General features: G+C 71.3%; 19 protein-coding genes and 3 pseudogenes. 13 read left to right on the top strand and 9 right to left on the bottom strand.

Features of this window, described 5'->3' with window-relative positions; all coding sequences use genetic code 11:
- Positions 1-16: 16 nt before the first annotated feature.
- From AB0367_RS31275 to AB0367_RS31255, 5 genes are all read left to right on the top strand, one after another.
- Positions 17-964 carry a hypothetical protein gene (locus AB0367_RS31275; RefSeq protein ID WP_366230067.1) on the top strand — a complete coding sequence of 316 codons (948 nt, stop codon included), beginning with the start codon at positions 17-19 and terminating at the stop codon, positions 962-964.
- A gap of 644 nt (positions 965-1,608) precedes the next feature.
- Positions 1,609-2,154, top strand: coding sequence for a dihydrofolate reductase family protein (locus AB0367_RS31270; protein WP_366230066.1), 546 nt, complete (start codon positions 1,609-1,611; stop codon positions 2,152-2,154).
- 78 nt (positions 2,155-2,232) lie between these two features.
- Positions 2,233-2,574, top strand: coding sequence for a DUF1801 domain-containing protein (locus AB0367_RS31265; RefSeq protein WP_366230065.1), 342 nt, complete (start codon positions 2,233-2,235; stop codon positions 2,572-2,574).
- Positions 2,575-2,624: 50 nt separating this feature from the next.
- Complete coding sequence (locus tag AB0367_RS31260; protein WP_366230064.1) at positions 2,625-3,047, top strand: YciI family protein; 423 nt, start codon at positions 2,625-2,627, stop codon at positions 3,045-3,047.
- 2 nt (positions 3,048-3,049) lie between these two features.
- On the top strand, positions 3,050-4,315 hold the full coding sequence (locus tag AB0367_RS31255) for an RNA polymerase sigma factor (RefSeq protein ID WP_366230063.1): 1,266 nt from the start codon (positions 3,050-3,052) through the stop codon (positions 4,313-4,315).
- 347 nt (positions 4,316-4,662) lie between these two features.
- On the opposite strand, the gene AB0367_RS31250 is transcribed toward AB0367_RS31255, so the two are convergent.
- The 3 genes from AB0367_RS31250 to AB0367_RS31240 all read right to left on the bottom strand — a co-directional run bounded on the left by AB0367_RS31250 (position 4,663) and on the right by AB0367_RS31240 (position 6,601).
- On the bottom strand, positions 4,663-4,878 hold the full coding sequence (locus AB0367_RS31250) for a hypothetical protein (RefSeq protein WP_366230062.1): 216 nt from the start codon (positions 4,876-4,878) through the stop codon (positions 4,663-4,665).
- A gap of 354 nt (positions 4,879-5,232) precedes the next feature.
- Positions 5,233-6,039, bottom strand: coding sequence for a methyltransferase domain-containing protein (locus tag AB0367_RS31245; RefSeq protein WP_366230061.1), 807 nt, complete (start codon positions 6,037-6,039; stop codon positions 5,233-5,235).
- Between the two features lie 61 nt (positions 6,040-6,100).
- Positions 6,101-6,601 (bottom strand): hypothetical protein, encoded by a 501-nt coding sequence (locus tag AB0367_RS31240; RefSeq protein WP_366230060.1) that lies wholly within the window; start codon positions 6,599-6,601, stop codon positions 6,101-6,103.
- 186 nt (positions 6,602-6,787) lie between these two features.
- On the opposite strand from AB0367_RS31240, the gene AB0367_RS31235 reads away from it, so the two are divergent.
- On the top strand, positions 6,788-8,071 hold the full coding sequence (locus tag AB0367_RS31235; RefSeq protein ID WP_366230059.1) for a histidine kinase: 1,284 nt from the start codon (positions 6,788-6,790) through the stop codon (positions 8,069-8,071).
- Complete coding sequence (locus AB0367_RS31230; protein ID WP_214408707.1) at positions 8,059-8,715, top strand: response regulator transcription factor; 657 nt, start codon at positions 8,059-8,061, stop codon at positions 8,713-8,715. Before AB0367_RS31235 ends, AB0367_RS31230 begins: the two co-directional genes overlap by 13 nt.
- A gap of 353 nt (positions 8,716-9,068) precedes the next feature.
- Here the strand turns inward: AB0367_RS31230 and AB0367_RS31225 are convergent, their stop codons facing one another.
- A complete protein-coding gene (locus AB0367_RS31225) occupies positions 9,069-9,698 on the bottom strand; it encodes a hypothetical protein (RefSeq protein ID WP_366230058.1) in 630 nt (209 codons plus the stop codon).
- A gap of 23 nt (positions 9,699-9,721) precedes the next feature.
- Between AB0367_RS31225 and AB0367_RS31220 the strand changes: the two genes are divergently transcribed.
- The 5 genes from AB0367_RS31220 (at position 9,722) to AB0367_RS31200 (ending at position 12,956) form a co-directional block, all read left to right on the top strand.
- Positions 9,722-9,919, top strand: a complete 198-nt coding sequence (locus AB0367_RS31220) for a hypothetical protein (RefSeq protein ID WP_366230057.1) — start codon at positions 9,722-9,724, stop codon at positions 9,917-9,919.
- A 136-nt stretch (positions 9,920-10,055) separates the two neighbouring features.
- Positions 10,056-10,316, top strand: coding sequence for a hypothetical protein (locus tag AB0367_RS31215; protein ID WP_366230056.1), 261 nt, complete (start codon positions 10,056-10,058; stop codon positions 10,314-10,316).
- The gene (locus AB0367_RS31210; RefSeq protein ID WP_366230055.1) at positions 10,301-10,924 is read left to right on the top strand and encodes a hypothetical protein; all 624 of its coding nucleotides are present in this window, start codon (positions 10,301-10,303) and stop codon (positions 10,922-10,924) included. Before AB0367_RS31215 ends, AB0367_RS31210 begins: the two co-directional genes overlap by 16 nt.
- 335 nt (positions 10,925-11,259) lie before the next feature.
- Positions 11,260-11,796: a SigE family RNA polymerase sigma factor gene (locus tag AB0367_RS31205; RefSeq protein WP_366230054.1), complete on the top strand. Its 537-nt coding sequence runs from the start codon at positions 11,260-11,262 to the stop codon at positions 11,794-11,796.
- A complete protein-coding gene (locus AB0367_RS31200; RefSeq protein ID WP_366230053.1) occupies positions 11,793-12,956 on the top strand; it encodes a hypothetical protein in 1,164 nt (387 codons plus the stop codon). The genes AB0367_RS31205 and AB0367_RS31200 overlap by 4 nt, the downstream gene beginning before the upstream one ends.
- A 522-nt stretch (positions 12,957-13,478) precedes the next feature.
- On the opposite strand, the pseudogene AB0367_RS31195 reads toward AB0367_RS31200, so the two are convergent.
- The 4 genes and pseudogenes from AB0367_RS31195 to AB0367_RS31180 all read right to left on the bottom strand — a co-directional run.
- A pseudogene (locus tag AB0367_RS31195) lies at positions 13,479-13,679 on the bottom strand (recombinase family protein); the annotation flags it as partial.
- Positions 13,680-13,753: 74 nt separating this feature from the next.
- Positions 13,754-13,879: pseudogene (locus AB0367_RS31190) on the bottom strand (recombinase family protein); the annotation flags it as partial.
- Complete coding sequence (locus AB0367_RS31185) at positions 13,876-14,070, bottom strand: hypothetical protein (protein ID WP_366230052.1); 195 nt, start codon at positions 14,068-14,070, stop codon at positions 13,876-13,878. The pseudogene AB0367_RS31190 and the gene AB0367_RS31185, both read right to left, overlap by 4 nt.
- Positions 14,067-14,354, bottom strand: coding sequence for a hypothetical protein (locus AB0367_RS31180; RefSeq protein WP_366230051.1), 288 nt, complete (start codon positions 14,352-14,354; stop codon positions 14,067-14,069). Before AB0367_RS31180 ends, AB0367_RS31185 begins: the two co-directional genes overlap by 4 nt.
- 370 nt (positions 14,355-14,724) lie before the next feature.
- Here AB0367_RS31180 and AB0367_RS31175 point away from each other — a divergent pair.
- A pseudogene (locus AB0367_RS31175) lies at positions 14,725-15,492 on the top strand (transposase); the annotation flags it as partial.
- 34 nt (positions 15,493-15,526) lie between these two features.
- Here the strand turns inward: AB0367_RS31175 and AB0367_RS31170 are convergent.
- A complete protein-coding gene (locus tag AB0367_RS31170) occupies positions 15,527-15,697 on the bottom strand; it encodes an integrase core domain-containing protein (RefSeq protein WP_366230128.1) in 171 nt (56 codons plus the stop codon).

Raw genomic sequence — 15,697 nt, 5'->3', positions numbered from 1 at the left:
TCTGGAGAGCACCGCCATGGCTCGTATTGACATCACCTATGGCCGCCCGGAACTGGCGGCCGTCCGCGACGCCGCCAAGCGCGGTGACCTGCGGGTGCTCGGGGCGGCGCTGACCGCCGGGCTGACGAGCGCGCACGACCGGCTCGACCGGATACGGGTCGCGGTAAGCACGTTGACGGCGCGGACCGGCGCCTCGGTGCCCGCCGGCCTCGACGACTGGGTGCGGGCCGAGCCGGGCAACCCGACAGCCCTCGCGGTGCGCGGCGGCGTCGAGGTGGACCGGGCCTGGGAGATCCGCGGTGGCGACCTGGCCGGCCATACGCAGCAGCAGCGGCTGCGGGACTTCATCGCCGTCCTCGGCCAGGCCGAGAACTACTGCCGCGCGGCCGCGCAGGCCGACCCGCGCGACCCGGCGCCCTGGGCATACCTGCTCATGATGGCGCGCGGCCAGCAGGTCGACACCGACGAGGTGCTGCGCCGCCGCGAAGAGCTCGAGGCGCGGGCGCCGCAGCACCTCGGTTCCCAGCTGCACGCGGTCATCGCACTGGGCCCGATGTGGGGCGGCTCGACGGAGCTGGCGCTCGAACACATCCGCAAATGGCTGACCTCGGCCCCAGCCGGCTCGACCCTGCCGGCGCTGTTCTTCGTCGTCCAATACCAGCGTTTCCTGCGGGAGGGGCGCGGCTTCGTCCGAGACGCGGACGTGCGTGCCGAGGGTCATCGCGCGGCCGAGCGGCTGCCGACCGGGCCCTGCGCGACCCCGGACGAGTTCCTGGCCCACAACTACGCGGCTGCCTGGTTCATGCTGACCCGCGAGCCCGGCCGCGCCAACCGACACTTCAAGCTTCTGCGGGGCTACGCCACCGAGCACCCCTGGGAAGACCACGTCGGCACCGCCGGGCTGAACGCACTGGCCGTCTTCCGCGGCAAGCGCCAGTCCGCCTGGTTGCGCCTGCCCGTGTGAGCTGAGCCGGCCGAAGGCGGTCCCGATTTTGCCGTGTCCAAAGGGCCCGCCCACTCTCAGTACCACGTACGAACGACTCATCAGTCGTGCCGGGGGTCCGGTCGATTCGGTTCGATGACCTCCGGCACACACGTGCCACGCTGCTTCTGTTCGGTGGCGTGTCGCCTCGGGTGGTGATGGACATCCTCGGCCACTCGCAGTTACACACCCTCGCGGGTTCGGGGTTGTCGTTGGTTGTCACGCCTTACCACTGACCTGCGCGAACGCCGCCAACTGCTAGTCAACGTTTGTCGCCCTTGGTCAACCCCGACGACGGGTTTTCGGGGGTAAGCGGGGGCGTGATTTCCCAGCAGGGGGCCGGTCGAATCAGGGATCTAGCGCAGGTTCCCTGCCGGGGCGCGTCACAGAACGATGTCCGCCGCGACCAGCGGCGCCTCGGAGTACCGCAGGCAGCGCTTCCGGCACATCCCACGACAGCGGCTGGACGGGGCCGTACGCCGTCGGCCCCGTCCTGGGGTGGCTCGTAGAGCTCTTGAAAAAACTTGTCGGCCGGTTGTCGAAGCCGCCCTGTCCTGTTCGAAGTCTGTACGGAAGCGAACCCCGCGACCCCGGCCAGCCCGGACAGACACCCGCAGGAGAGTTCCGTGCGCAAGATCATCGCCTCGACCTACGCCACCCTTGACGGCTACATCGACAACCCCCACGAGTGGACGTTCCAGTACTCGGATGAGCACTCTCAGCAGTACGCGTTCACGATGACTCTCAAGGCGGACTCCCTGCTGCTCGGCCGGGTGACCTACGAAGGTATGGCGCAGGCGTGGCCGAGCATGGGCGGCAACCCCTACGCCGACCACGTCAACTCCATCGCGAAGTACGTGGTCGCCAACGGGCCGGTGGACACCGCCGCATGGGGACCCGCGACGGTCATCGCCGGGGACGATCTCGTCGCCGAGGTCACGCAACTCAAGGAGCAGGACGGCGGGGACATCCTCGTCTGGGGGACTGGCCGCCTGACCGACGCGCTCGCCGCGGCGGGGCTGCTCGACGAGTACCGGGTCTGGATCTACCCGGTGATCAAGGGGAGCGGCGAGCCCTTGTTCCGGCCGGAGAGCGCCACCGCACTGGAGCTCGTCGACTGCACCACTTTCGACAAAGGCGTGGTCGTGATCACCTACCGCTCGATCAGCTGATCTGACGAGTCGCACCGGAGCGTGTCGGTGACGCACTAGCCCGCACGATGACGAGGACCGATACCAGAGGAGATCGACATGAACGACGACGTAACGACCTACATCAACCGGGGACTGCCGTGGCAGGTGGAGGTGTGCGAGAAGCTTCGGCAGCTCGTCCATCGGACGGTCCCGGACGTCGAGGAGCGGCTGGAGTACGGCAAGCCGCACTTCGCCAGCGACGGTCGGCACGTGGCAGCGATCCACGTCGCGCGGGGCAAGATCTCATTCTTAATCTTCAATGCCAGCGGCATCGATCCCGTCAAGGGCGTTCTGCGGTCGTTGGGCAACGGCGACCGGAAGACCGCTGACATCACTGAAGGGCAGGCGGTCGACTTCGAGCTTCTCGCCGACGTCCTGGCCAGGACCAGCGCCCGGTAGCGCTAGCGTTACGCGGAGCAGGCGGAAGCGCGGAGACAGGAGGAGACGACATGCGAGTTCTGGTGATGACGAAGGGCGCCGGCGCCGACGAGGAGAAGGGCACGCCGACGGCGGAGATGTTCGAGCAGATGAGGGTGTACAACGAGCAACTGGTCAACGCCGGCATCATGCTCGGCGGCGAGGGACTGCAGCCCAGCGCCAAGGGCGCACAGGTGGTCTTCACCGAGACCGGGACGTCGGTCGTCGACGGGCCGTTCGCGGAGTCGAAGGAGCTCATCGCCGGCTACTGGATCTGGGAGGTCCGCTCGCTGGAGGAGGCCGTCGAGTGGGCCAAGAGATGTCCGTATGACCCGCGGTACGGCGCGGATCAGGTGCTCGAGATCCGGCCGTTCTATGAAATGGCAGACTTCGATGCCACTCTCGCCGCCGCCAGCGCCGACGAGGAGAGCCCGGCGCCCCGGGAAGACGGATGACGATGGACGTGCGGCGTACGATCGAGGCGCTCTGGCGGATGGAGGCGCCCCGGCTGATCGCCACCCTCGCCCGCCAGATCGGGGACGTGGGGGTCGCCGAGGACCTCGCCTCCGAGGCGTTCGTTGCCGCGCTGGAGCAGTGGCCGGCCGAGGGCATCCCGCCCCGGCCCGGCGCCTGGCTGATGGCCACGGCCCGGCACAAGGCGATCGACCGGGCGCGCCGCGAGGAAGCGGGCCGTCGCAAGGCCGCACTGATCGCGGTGGAAGCGCAGCCGTACACGCCCGACGTCGCCGACGACCTGCCCGACCCGATCTCCGACGACGTACTTACGCTGATCTTCATAGCTTGTCACCCGATCCTGCCCCGGGAGGCGCGGGTCGCGCTGACCCTGCGGCTCATCGGCGGTCTCAGCACCGACGAGATCGCCCGGGCGTTCCTCGTTCCCTCGACGACGCTCGGCCAACGGATCTCGCGGGCCAAACGCACCCTCAGCGAGGCGCAGGTTCCGTTCGAACCACCCGGCGCCGACACGCTGCCGGCCCGGGTCGGCGCTGTACTCGAGGTTGTCTATCTCGTCTTCAACGAGGGCTACTCCGCGTCCTCCGGCGACGGCTGGGTCCGCCGCGACCTGGCCCAGGAGGCGATGCGGCTGGGCCGGGTGCTGGCGGGCCTGCTGCCGACGGAGCCGGAGGTGTTCGGGCTGCTGGCGCTCATGGAGCTGCATGCGTCACGATTCGCCACCCGCGCCGAGCCGGACGGAACACCGGTCCTGCTGGACCACCAGGACCGGTCGCGCTGGGACCGCATACTCATCGCCCACGGGCTGTCGATGCTCGACCGCGCGGCCAAGCTCGGCCGGCCGCTCGGGCCCTACGCCATCCAGGCCGCGATCGCCGCCCATCACTCCCGCGCGAGGACCTTCGCCGAGACCGACTGGGCCGGGGTCGTCGCGTTGTACGACGCACTCGCCCAGGTCGCCCCCTCACCTATCGTCGACCTGAACCGTGCGGTCGCGCTGCTCTACGCGGACGGGCCGGAGGCGGCCCTCGCGGCGATCGACGCGATCCGGGACGACAAGCGCCTGGCCCGCTACCACCTGCTGGGCGCCGTCCGCGCCGACATCCTGATCCGCCTGGGTCGGGCGGCCGAGGCCGCAGAAGAGCTCGAACACGCCGCCGACCTCGCGCCGACGCGCCACGAGCGGCAACTGCTCCGCAGGCGGATGGCCGACGCCCTCGCCGGCAAGGCCGCCGACACCGCACATTGACTCCAACGATTCACGACGAGTGTCGGTCGTAGCCACACCCGCGGCGAACTCGATGCGGACATCGCGCAGCACCAAGTACACCCGCCCGGCCAGCTGGGGCATTGCGGGCAGCGCACCGGGCACGCCAGTGGCGCCAGGCACGCGCTGAGGCCGACCTGGCATGGGTGATACCCCCATACCTTCCTGGTGTCTGTGGCCGCTGGCGGTCGATGGTCGCTGTTCGGAGCGTTGCTGTCGTCCTAGACGCCGGAGAGTCGGCCCTTCTCGCGCAGTCGGTCTTAGTAGTCGAGGGGCGACAGTCGGGATGGGTCCGAGCGTTCGGCCTGCCTTGCCCCGCGCCGCGGAGGCTAGGCCGAATCCCAGGCGGAGGAGGCCGAGACCTCGTAGGGAATTGTCGCCAGAACCTCGGCAGGTCCCTCCAATTTCCACACCCGGACGCAGCAGCCGCAGCCACCTTTCTCTTCGGCGTAGGTTAGAGCGTCCCGGTTGGCGTTCAGCCAAGCCTCAGCCGCCTCGACCTCGTTTGCCGTATCTACAGAGGCCGCCATGGTCTGCCGGATCACAGCGAGCACCTTAGCGCACGAGACCGGATCGGCTCAGGTCCGCGAGCGCGGAGCGTTCGCTGTCGTGCCCGAACCGCAAGCGGACTCGACCCGCGAACACGGGAGTCCCGGCGATGGGTTCGGTGTCGTCGGACCCGTTGCGCTGCAACGATCACGGGCAGGACCGGGTTGGGGTCGGTCCGGTCGGTTGCTGTACGCCTGCATCGCTGTATCTCGCTTGCTTGATCAACCGACCTATCATCCTGTCATGACCCGTGCGGGGCTCCGGAGGCTATCAGCTGTTGTGGGCTGGGTGCTCTACCTTTCGCCTTTCTGCGGGCGCGTGGTCTCAGTCGGTGGGCTCCCGAAAGAGAGTCAAGACCGGCGGAGGAGATCCTGAGGTGGTATCCGAAGTGGTGGTAAGTTCGCGTTAACTAGGAATCCAATGATCACGCGAGGTAGCGGTGAGCGGCCTCGGCGCGTCTCCGGTGGGCACGGTGGCCTAGGGGCTGCTCCGAAGCTCAGACCGCTGCGGCCGCAGGGCCGGAACCGGGCCAGGTACGCCAGGCTCGGCCCGCGCCGCTCGGCGAGGTGCAGCCCCTGCCCGTTGGCCAGCCGGTGCAGCCGCCCGAACGGGATCCAATGCCGGTCGAAGAACTCGCCGACCACCAGCCGCCCGCCCGGCTTCAGCACCCGCGCCGCCGCGCTGAGCATGCGGGCCGGCTCCGGTATCTCCCCGAGCGCGGTCACCAGGTAGACGGCGTCGAACACGCCGTCGTCGAAGGGCAGCTCCCGCGCGTCCGAGCAGTGCGGCACGATCGCTGCCGCCGCGTTCCTACCCGCTTGCACCTCCTCCTTCGCCCGGCGCATCACGTGGTCGAGCATCTCCTGCTGCACGTCCACGATGTCCAGGCGCCCGTCCGGACCGAGCTGCGGCGCGACGTGCAGCGCCTGCAGACCGGTGCCCGGACCGAGTTCCAGCATCCGTTCACCCGTCCGCGGACGGAGCACCGCGTCCAGATCGGACAGCCCCAGAAAGGGCAGCTCCAGATCCAACAGGCGACGCTGTGAATACGGATACGGTGCGCGGTCGCTGAACCACCATGCACCCGCAGCGACGGCGGCGGCTCCGGTGGTGGCGGCGAGGACGGTCTTGCGCGAGGGACGGCTGATGAGCGGCATCGGTCTTCTCTTCTCGGTGACGCGCGACAGGGCGCGGACGGAACGGATACGCGGCGGCCGGTCAGCCGCGCGGGAACGGGGTGCGCAGGACGCGCGCAGCGAGCACGGCGCAGACCAGCGCGATCGGGATCTCGGCGAAGACCGCCATGACGATCGCAGTGGCCAGGTCCGGGCCGGGCGCCGCCGAGGTGACGTCGAACCAGGCGTCCACGAGCAGCAGCACCGCGCTGCCGACCGCGGTCAGCACGCACCGGTTGTCCCGCCGCAGCAGGAACCCACCGGTGGCGAACAGCGCCAGCGCCTCGCAGCCGTCCAGGCCGACCCAGGCGAGCGGCCAGTGCGCGTCCCGCGCGCTGGCCGGCAGGGTGACCGAGAGGTAGAACACCCACGGGATCATCGCGAGCCCGGCCAGCACGAAGGCGGCACCGAGCGCGCTCGGCCGGCGTCCGCCAGGGCGGTCGGCGCGGGCGTCCGGACGCCCGCGCCCCGGCCGGGGCCCGGGCTCGGACCCGATCCGGCCGAGGACGGGGTCGCGGTCGAGGCGGTCCGTGACGGCGAGCATGGCGGTCGTCCCCTCTCCGCCCGGCGTCGGCGTCTGGTGGTGCGCCGGGCACGATCACCACTCTGGCCGCCGCGGCCCGGCGAATCAGTAGTGTGGCTTTCCGTTCCGGGGGTGGTGCCAGATACAGGCCGAAGCGGGCGCCAGCGCCATGGAGCGCCGGTCACGTGGCCGAATACCGTAGGGGCCATGGACACCGTCCTGGCGCCGATCGGCCGCTTCCTGCTGGCGCCCTGGCGCGGGCGGGCGTGGCGCGACCTGTGGTTCGTGATCCTCTCCTCGGCGCTGAGCCTGCTGCCGCTGGGTCTGATCGGGCTGCCGTGGGCGTTCTTCGCCCCCATCTACCTGCCGTCGATCCTCGCCTGCGCCTTCCTCCCGCTGCTGGCGGCGGTGCTGCTGGGCCCGCAGCTCACGACGCTGCGCCGGTCCGCGTACTACAAGATCCGGGGCGCCCAGATCCCCCGGGCCCCGCACACGGCCCGGGACGCCGCGTCCGCGGACGCGCCGTTCCTCTCGCGGATGCGCGCGCGGCTGCGCCACCCGCGCACCTGGCGGCAGGCCTGCTACCACCTGATCGCGGGACCGGCGGCCAACCTGGTCGGCGTGATCGCGGGCACCATGTGGGTCTGCGGGCTCATCTGCTTCGGCTGGCTGGGCGCGGCGATCGCCTTCGGCCCGAACTGGAAGTGGCTGTCCATGGCGACGTCCCTGGCGCTTTGGGGGGCGCTCGTGTGCCTGGTAGTGGTCTACCTCACGCCCTGGCTGGTCATGGCCTCGGTGCGCTGGGATCTGAAGTTCGCCACCGGCCTACTCGGCCCCAGCCGGGCGGAGCGGCTGGCCCGCCGGGTGACCGACCTGACCGAGAGCCGGGCCGCGGTGGTGGACGCCGCCGACGCCGAGCGCCGCCGGATCGAGCGCGACCTGCACGACGGCGCCCAGCAGCGGCTGGTGTCCCTGGCGATGAACCTGGGCCTGGCCCGGTCGACCCTGAAGGACCTGCCCGAGGACGCCCGGACCGCACTGGCCGAGGCGCACGAGGAGGCCAAGGAGGCCCTGGGCGAGCTGCGCAACCTCGTCCGCGGCCTGCACCCGGTGGTCCTCGAGGACCGCGGCCTGGACGCGGCGCTCTCCGGCATCGCGGCCCGCTCCCCGGTCCCGGTGCGGTTGGCGGTGGACGTGCCCCGGCGGGTCCCGCCGACGGTCGAGGCGGTGGCGTACTTCATGGTCTCGGAGGCCCTGGCCAACGTGGCCAAGCACGCCCAGGCGTCCGCGGCCCGGGTGGACGTGTGGCTGGACGGCGCCCTGCTGCGGCTGTCCGTCGCGGACGACGGGATCGGCGGCGCCGACGCCGCCCGCGGCTCCGGGCTGACCGGCCTGGCACAGCGCGCGGCCTCGGTGGACGGCAGGTTCGAGATAGTCAGCCCGGTCGGCGGGCCGACCACGATAATGGTGGAGCTTCCGTGCGAACTGTGATCGCCGAGGACTCGGTGCTGCTGCGCGCCGGGCTGACCAAGCTGCTGGAGACGACCGGCTTCGAGGTGGCCGCCGCGGTGGACGACGCCGCCGGGCTGCTGGCCGCGGTGGAGCGGCACCGCCCGGAACTGGTGATCGCGGACGTGCGGATGCCGCCGACCTTCACCGACGAGGGGATCCGCGCCGCCCTGGTGGTGCGGCGGCAGTGGCCCGAGGTGGCGATCATGGTGCTGTCCCAGTACGTCGAGGAGCGCTACGCCGCCGACCTGCTCTCCACGAGCACCACCGGCGTCGGCTACCTGCTCAAGGACCGGGTCGCGGACGTGGACGTCTTCCTGGAGTCGCTGCGCCGGGTGGCCGCGGGCGGCACCGCGCTGGACCCCGAGGTGGTGGCGCAGCTGCTGGTGCGACGGCAGAACACCCCGCTGGACCGGCTCACCGGGAGGGAGCGGGAGGTGCTCGGGCTGATGGCCGAGGGGCGGTCCAACGCCGGGATCGCGGAGAAGCTCGTGGTCAGCGAGAGTGCCGTGGCCAAGCACATCAACAGCATCTTCACCAAGCTCGACCTGCCCGCCTCGGAGGGCGATCACCGGCGGGTCCTGGCCGTGCTGCGATTCCTGGAGAGCGCGTCGCCGACCGTGTGAAGCGTGAGGCGCCCGGCCCCCGCGCCGCGGCGCGGGGGCTAGAACCGCAGGTGGATCCCCCACCTGCGGTTTTCTCGTTTCTCCGGCGTGCTGCGGGGATTCGCATGGTGGTGATGCGTTGACCCTGCGCTAGGTGATTGTCCGGAAGCGTGGAATGGCCCACGGCGTGGAGACGTCCGCGGGCGGCGGTGGCGCAGGGACAGCCGGATCAATGACGGCCGACATGACCGGCTGGAAGCTGTCGATGCGGAGGGTCTCGGCGTGGCAGTTGGGGCACGGCCCGTCTGGAGCGCAGTCGACGCCGGCCAGGAGGTTGCGTGCGTGATGGAAGGCGTCGTTTGGGTGATCGGTCCTTATGGCCACTGACCGGACTGTTCTGTGGCGGGCAGAGCAGCCGCCACCTCGGGCCGCATCGGGAGGTGCAGCTCGGCGCCGTCGTGGCGGACGACGAACGTCCGGTCGAGGTAGTCGCGTTCGTCGGGGCCTGGTTGATGTACCGCATACCAGGCGGCGGCGTCGGAGATCGATCCCGGCCCCCACAGCAGGTCGGCCGGGTACTGGGTTACCTCGCAGCGGGAGTCGAATTGACGCAGGCCGGGGTCGGGGACGTGATGTCCGGGGCGGCAGACAGCGTGCACGATAACGCACTGCAATGGCTCGTCGTCGGGATCTCCCCATGTCGGCAGGGTGTCGGCGAGGGCGGTGTAGAGCCGCGTGCTGGCCGCGTTCCACGCCAGCACGACGGCTTCACGTCGGATCGGAGCCGGGTACAGGCGGCCGCCCGGGGTCGGCGCACCCCACAGGTGGTTGATGATCTCGGTGAGATCGCTCAGCGTTCCGGCCGCGTCGACCGGGGTGGTCAAGTGGTGACCCGGGTGCGCGGCGAGGTTTCGAAGGTTGGCGATCGCCTGCTCGATCGCTCGGTTGCGCTGTCCGCGGAGAAGGCCAAGTCGTCGGGCCCAGATCCGTAGATGGCCCAGCATGCCGTCGAAGGTCGTACTGGGCAGTGGTGGTCTGGTTGTCGGCGTCCACGACGGTCGTCGCGGTGCCGTGGCCCGGTTCGACGGTCGTGTTCTGGACGTGGCCGAGCGGGTTGGTCACGGTCGTCGTGGTCACCGGACCGCCCGAGCTCGGGGTGTGGCGGGTCATGCTCTTGTGCTCGAGGGCGTCGAAGCTGTCCTGCAACCGGCCGTTCTGGTCGTAGGTCGAGCGGCCCTGCTTCGTCAACGCCAGCGTGGTACCCGTGGCGTCGGTCAGGGCGTTCGTCTGGGTCGGCAGGCCCTGCGTCGGCCCCGAGCGTGGCGCTGCCGTCGTACAGCATCTGCACACCCTGCAGATAGTTGCCGTCGTGCGGGCTGCTCGCGCAGTCGGTGGTGACCGTCTGGGACGGCCCGCTCGCCCCGAAGCCCGACGGCGAGCGCCCGGCGCTGCCCGGCACCGTGGCCGTCCTGCCGGCCCATCTGGCCGCGGCCTGGCAGCTCGGGCGGCTCCTGGCCCTGCAGAGCAAGCCGTTCGCGGCGGCGCTGTTCCGCTGGAAGCGGCTGCGCGCCAGCGCCGCAAGTCCGGCGACACCACCCTGCCCCCGGTGCCCGACGCCGTGACCGGGTGGCTCGACAGCCTCGCCGACCTGGAGGGCGTGCCCTTCAACTACCTCGTGCCCGACGCCGCCCAGGCCGCGGGGGAGAGCCTGCGGTTCTTCTCCGTCGCCGAGGGGTGGATGGCCGCGCTGCTCGACGGGGCGCTCAGCCTCGGCCGGGTCACCCCCGCAGACCTGCGCATGGACGCCACGCTCGCCGCGGACCTGGCCCCGCACGCGGGGGCGTGGGCCTCGTACCTGCTGCATCCGGGCGCGCCGCAGCGCCGCAGCGGGTTCCTGCTGCGCTCCCACGCCGTGGCCGGCTGGCCGGACCTGCGCATCACCGCGCCGGACGGCTCGCTGCCAGTCCGCACGGTGCTGCTGTCGGCCGACACCGTCCTGGTGCAGTTCGCCTCGGAGATCACCGGCATCCGCATCACCCAGCCGCCGCAGGCCCTGCACTTCACCCTGGGCGACGACGCGGCAGCGTGGCAGGGCGGCAACCGGGTCGTCGACGTCGCGGCGCTCGCGCGGGCCCGCATCGGCGCGGGTCCGGCCGCGGCGCTCGCCTCGGCCACGTTCGCGGCGAGCATGCTGGCCGGCGCCACCACCATCGCCGTCGCACGTGGTTAGAGTCTGTATCGAAGTGGGGTCGGAGCGAGGCGAGGCGATCAGGAAGTCGACGCCGCAGCCCGGCCATCCCCTTGATGCACCCTAACTTTCGCGGGAGCGCCCGCGCCGCACGGCATTTGTGCGGCCCAGGGCGGTGGTCGTGCGCGTCAGGAACGGGCAGAAGTGCTTGGGACGAGGACATGGCTCTGGAGCAGACGCGCCGTGTGCTTGTCGCGTCTGCCTCAACTTCTGGGTGATCCGCCTCGACGAGGTCGGCCAGTGCCGCGAGTTCACCGAGTGGTGGATGAAGCAGCCCAAACATTCCTGACCGCAGCCTCAACCCGGCGGTGTCCGGCATGCATCTATCTCGTGTGCGCCACGACGCCGACGACGAGTTCACCCAGTTCGTGGGTCCACGGATCCCACGCCTGCACCGCATCGCCTACCAGCTCCTGGGAGACCGGGACCGGGCCGACGATGCGGTGCAGAACGCCCTGACCACCCTCTACCTGCGCTGGAAGAGCCGGCACGACGTGCACAACCTCGACGCCTACGTGCACACCATGGTGGTCCGGCAGTGCCTGACCGAACGGCGCCGCTGGTGGTCGCGGGTGCGGCTGTGGGACGCGACGCCCGACGTGCCGGTCGCGTCCGGCGTTCCCCTGGTCGAGCAGCGCATGCTGCTGCGCCAGGCGCTGCGCGACCTGCCCGACGGGCAGCGCACCGTGCTCGTGCTGCGCTTTTTGTGCGATCTGCCGGTGCACGACGTAGCCGTGCTGCTCGGCCGGTCCGAGGGCACGGTCAAGAGCCAGACGTCCAACGGTCTGAAGGCACTGCGCCGGGCTCTCGGCGACGACGTGACCCTGGCGAACATCCCGGAAGGTGTGGCGTGAACGACAACCCGTTCCAGATCTTGGTGGACGAGCCGGTCCCGGCGACCCGCCTCGACGCGGGCCGCGTGCTGCACGCCGGGCGCACCCGGGTGCGCCGCCGCCGGGCGGTCACGACGGTCGCCGCCGCGGTCGCGGTGCTGGTGGTCGTGGCCGGCGGCACCGCGCTCGCCGTGAGCCGCGACGACCGGCGCCCGAAGCCGGCCCCGGCGATGCCCGGCCCCAGTCCTTCGACGGGCCCGGTCACTTGCACCGGCGCCGAGGTCACGGGGGCCGACGGCGCCAGCTCGATCGCGATGGACCCGACCGGTCAGTGGATCGCGGTCGGCGACCAGACCGGCCAGACCATCACGCTGCTCAAGGACGGCACGGCGGTCAGGACCGTCACCCAGCCCAGCGTCATCGTTGCCACCGCCGTCAGCGCGGCGGGCACCGTCGTCGGCTATCAGGATCTCGAGCAGCGGCAGCGGCCGATCTCGTGGCGCGACGGCCACGTCACCACGCTGCCGCTGCCGACCGGCGCCGTGTCGGGCCAGGCGGGCGGGGTCAACGTCGGCGGCGACATCGTCGGCGTCGTCAACCTGGCCGGCAACCAGCGGCGGGCCGTGCTCTGGCGTTTCTCCGACCCGCTGCGGCCGGTGCTGCTCGACACGCCGTCGGGCAAGGCGTCGACGGCGGCACGAATCAGCGACGACGGGCGGATCACCGGCGCGATCGGCGGCTACGAGCAGCCGTACCTGTGGTCGGCGGCCGACGGGCACGGCCGCCCGCTGCCTGTGCCCGACGGGATGCCCGGCGGCGTCGCGGTGTACATCACCGGCGAGTGGGTGGTCGGCACGATCGACTTTCTCGCCCGCTCGCGCACTCTGTCCGACGGCACCCTGGTCGGCACCGAGAAGATGGCGATCGCCCGCTGGAACCTGCGCGACGGCACGGTCGAGCGCATCCCGGGCGAATACGTCTCGGCTACCGGTGTCACCCGCGACGGCCGAGTGGTGCTGTTCTCAATGATGGCCGGCGTGCAGCTCTGGGACGGCACCCGGGTCGGTCCGCTGCCGGGCACCTCCAGGGTGCAGCAGCCCGAGGGGTTGAGCGACGACGGCAGCGTCCTGCTCATCAGGACCGATCGCGGGCTCCTGCGGTACACCTGCAAAGGCGGTTAAAGTGCGTCGGTGGCTGACCGGACGAGACTGCTCGACCCGCTGATGGCGGTCGTCGGCGCTCCTGCGCGGCGCGGGCGGCCGCGCCGGGTCACCGGCCGGCATGGCGTGTCCCTCCGGCCGGGTCGCCGCTGGTGGTGATGCGGGTGTCGAGTTTGGCCAGGGGCCCGGCCCAGGTGCGGGTCGGTCTGCCCGTCTGGCCAGCTGGTCGGCTTGGTGCGGGGGAACCAGCCGAAGCCGGTGTACTCGACCAGGTCGGGCTGCAGCCGGATCATGCCGTGACCGCTGCGGTCCGGGCCCGGCCAGCGGCGCGGAGTTCGCGCAGCTCGGGATGTGGTTGTAGAGCGTGCCGGGGCTGACGCCGAGCAGTTTGGCGATCGAGGCGACGCTGGCCTCGGGGTTGGGCAGCATGTCGCGGGTGGCGCGCTTGATCTCCGGGTTGATCACGCTGGGTCGGCCGCCGACGCGGGCGCGGGCGGCGGCGAGGCCTTCGTGGGCGCCGGAGACGATCAGCTCGCGGATGAACTCGGCCAGGGCGGCGAAGACGTGGAAGATGAGCCGCCCTCCCGGTGTGGTGGTGTCGAGGCTCTCGTGCAGGCTGCGGAACCCGACGTCTTGGGAACGCAGACCGCCGACGGTGGTGATGAGGTCTTGCAGGGACCAGCCGAGCCGGTGGAGCGCGGGGACGACCAGGGGGTGTCGCCGGCGGTGACGAACGCGAGGCACGCGGCCAGCTCGGGCCGGTCGGTGTCCTTGCCGGATTCCTTCTCGGCGAAGATGCGCCGGCAGCCGGCGACGCGCAGCGCGTCGAGCTGCCGCTCGAGTTTCTGGCTGCCGGTCGAGACCCGGGCGTAGCCGATCCGGATCTCCGTGAGGAAGGCCGGGGCGGGGGCGAGCAAGTCGGTGGGCTCGATCGCGGCCGTCATCGGTGTCCTCCCGGAGCCGCGGTGGAGAGGTCGAGCGGGAGTTGTCCCGCCGTCGCCGCGGCGACGCGCTGGCGGGCGGCGTCCTCAGGTTCGTGTCCGGCGGCGACCAGTAGCAGGACCGCGCCCTGCGGCACCCGGCCGTGGTCGAGGTCGCCGATCATCCGCGCCCGCCACGGCGCTCGCCCGCTCACGAGCCGGCCGCCGGCCGGTCAAGGAAGGTGTCGGTCACCGCGGCCTGGGCGTCCGTGACCCGGCCCATCTGATCGAGCAGGGCGCCGGTGTTGTCGAGCCCGCCGCCGATCAGGTGCTGCATCTCCGCGATCCCGGCGTCCGCGAGCTGCTCGGCCTCGTTCCGGCGATCGGCAAGCCGCTGGGCGGCCGCGGCGATCCTGGCCGCGCTCCCGTCTTTCTGCGCGCGAGTCAGCTGATCCCGGGCCGCGGTCACCCGGCTGTCGATGTCCGAACTCGTGTGCACGGATGTTCGACGTCCTCTGCACTCGGCGGTTGTGGTGGCGGCGGGATCCCCTCCAGGCGCCGCCAGGTCAGCGGGCTGATCCCGTACAGGACTATTTGTCACAAGATCGCCCGATCGGGGGTTGGTCCGCCATGTTTCTCGGCCGCACTGCCCCGCCCCGAGGCGGCTGCCACCCCGCAGGGTGACGCGGGCCGGTGGACACGGTGTGGTGTGGGCCCGGAGTGCGGGGGTTGGCCGTGGATAGACAGCTCCGCGGCCAACCCTCGGCGATCTAGCGGTGCCGGCGCCGACGACGTGGGCGCGGGCAAGCGCGGATGGTGGCCACGAGGGTGACCACGGCGGTGGCGAGGCCGAGCCGGCCGTGCAGGTCCTGGCGCTGCTGGCGTTGGTCGCGGGGCAGGACGTCGAACCGGCCGAGGGTTCCGACGGCACCGACGGCCGATGGCGTATCGCCCGCCGGGTCGCCCCGGAACGGGTGATCTCCACCGTCGACCCGCAGGCCCGGCACGTGCACAAAACCGTTCATCACCGCCAGGACGGGTTCAAAGGCCACGTCATCATCGAACCGGACACCGGCCTGTTCACCGGCGCAACGCTGACCGAGGCCGCCGGCGAGGCCAACCACGAGGCCGTCATCGGCCTGGCCCTGCTCCACCAGGACCACGAACACCACACCGCCACCGACAGCAGCGGGTTGGAGGTGCTCGGTGACACCGCCTACGGCACCGGCGACGCCCGCGCCGCCCTCGCCGCGTCCGGCCACACTCCGATCATCAGACCCGGCCCGCTGCGCCCGGCCGTGCCCGGCGGGTTCACCATCGACGACTTCACCGTTGACGAGCAGGCCGGCACCGTCACCTGCCCGGGCGGGCTCACCCGACGGCTGAGCACGAAACGCACCGCCACGTTCGGCGCCGGCTGCCGCGGCTGCCCACTGCGCGTGCAATGCACCACCGCCAAAGACGGACGGTCGATCACCCTGCACCCGCACGACACGCTGCTGCGCGCCGCCCGCCGGGACTGGACCACCAACCCCGCCCTGGCCACCACCTACCGCCGCCACCGGCCCATGGTCGAACGCTCCATCGCCTGGCTCATCGGCCCGAAAGGCCGCTGCCGCAAACTGCGCTACCGCGGCACCGGGGCTTGACCCCTGATCCTGGACACGGGGTTTATGCGGCTGCCGCTAGCGTAGCTGGTGCTGTTCGGATGTTGTTTTCGTAGTTGATCGGGGATTGCTGTCCGAGCCGGGAGTGGCGGCGGACGGTGTTGTAGCGGTGCAGCCAGCGGAACGCGGTCAGCCGGGCTTCGCGTTCGTCGGTGAACGCGCGGCGGCCTTGCAG

Origin of the sequence: Dactylosporangium sp. NPDC051484 (assembly GCF_040689395.1) — a bacterium.
In the GTDB taxonomy this organism is placed as follows: Bacteria; Actinomycetota; Actinomycetes; order Mycobacteriales; family Micromonosporaceae; genus Dactylosporangium.
This window is presented reverse-complemented; position numbering and strand designations above follow the sequence as displayed.

Bases quoted from the DNA above. Each gene is read 5' to 3' on its own strand.
- AB0367_RS31275 (WP_366230067.1), top strand. From the start codon at position 17: ATGGCTCGTATTGACATCACCTATGGCCGCCCGGAACTGGCGGCCGTC.
- AB0367_RS31265 (WP_366230065.1), top strand. From the start codon at position 2,233: ATGAACGACGACGTAACGACCTACATCAACCGGGGACTGCCGTGGCAG.
- AB0367_RS31260 (WP_366230064.1), top strand. From the start codon at position 2,625: ATGCGAGTTCTGGTGATGACGAAGGGCGCCGGCGCCGACGAGGAGAAG.
- AB0367_RS31255 (WP_366230063.1), top strand. From the start codon at position 3,050: ATGGACGTGCGGCGTACGATCGAGGCGCTCTGGCGGATGGAGGCGCCC.
- AB0367_RS31245 (WP_366230061.1), bottom strand. From the start codon at position 6,039: ATGCCGCTCATCAGCCGTCCCTCGCGCAAGACCGTCCTCGCCGCCACC.
- AB0367_RS31240 (WP_366230060.1), bottom strand. From the start codon at position 6,601: ATGCTCGCCGTCACGGACCGCCTCGACCGCGACCCCGTCCTCGGCCGG.
- AB0367_RS31235 (WP_366230059.1), top strand. From the start codon at position 6,788: ATGGACACCGTCCTGGCGCCGATCGGCCGCTTCCTGCTGGCGCCCTGG.
- AB0367_RS31225 (WP_366230058.1), bottom strand. From the start codon at position 9,698: ATGCTGGGCCATCTACGGATCTGGGCCCGACGACTTGGCCTTCTCCGC.
- AB0367_RS31205 (WP_366230054.1), top strand. From the start codon at position 11,260: ATGCATCTATCTCGTGTGCGCCACGACGCCGACGACGAGTTCACCCAG.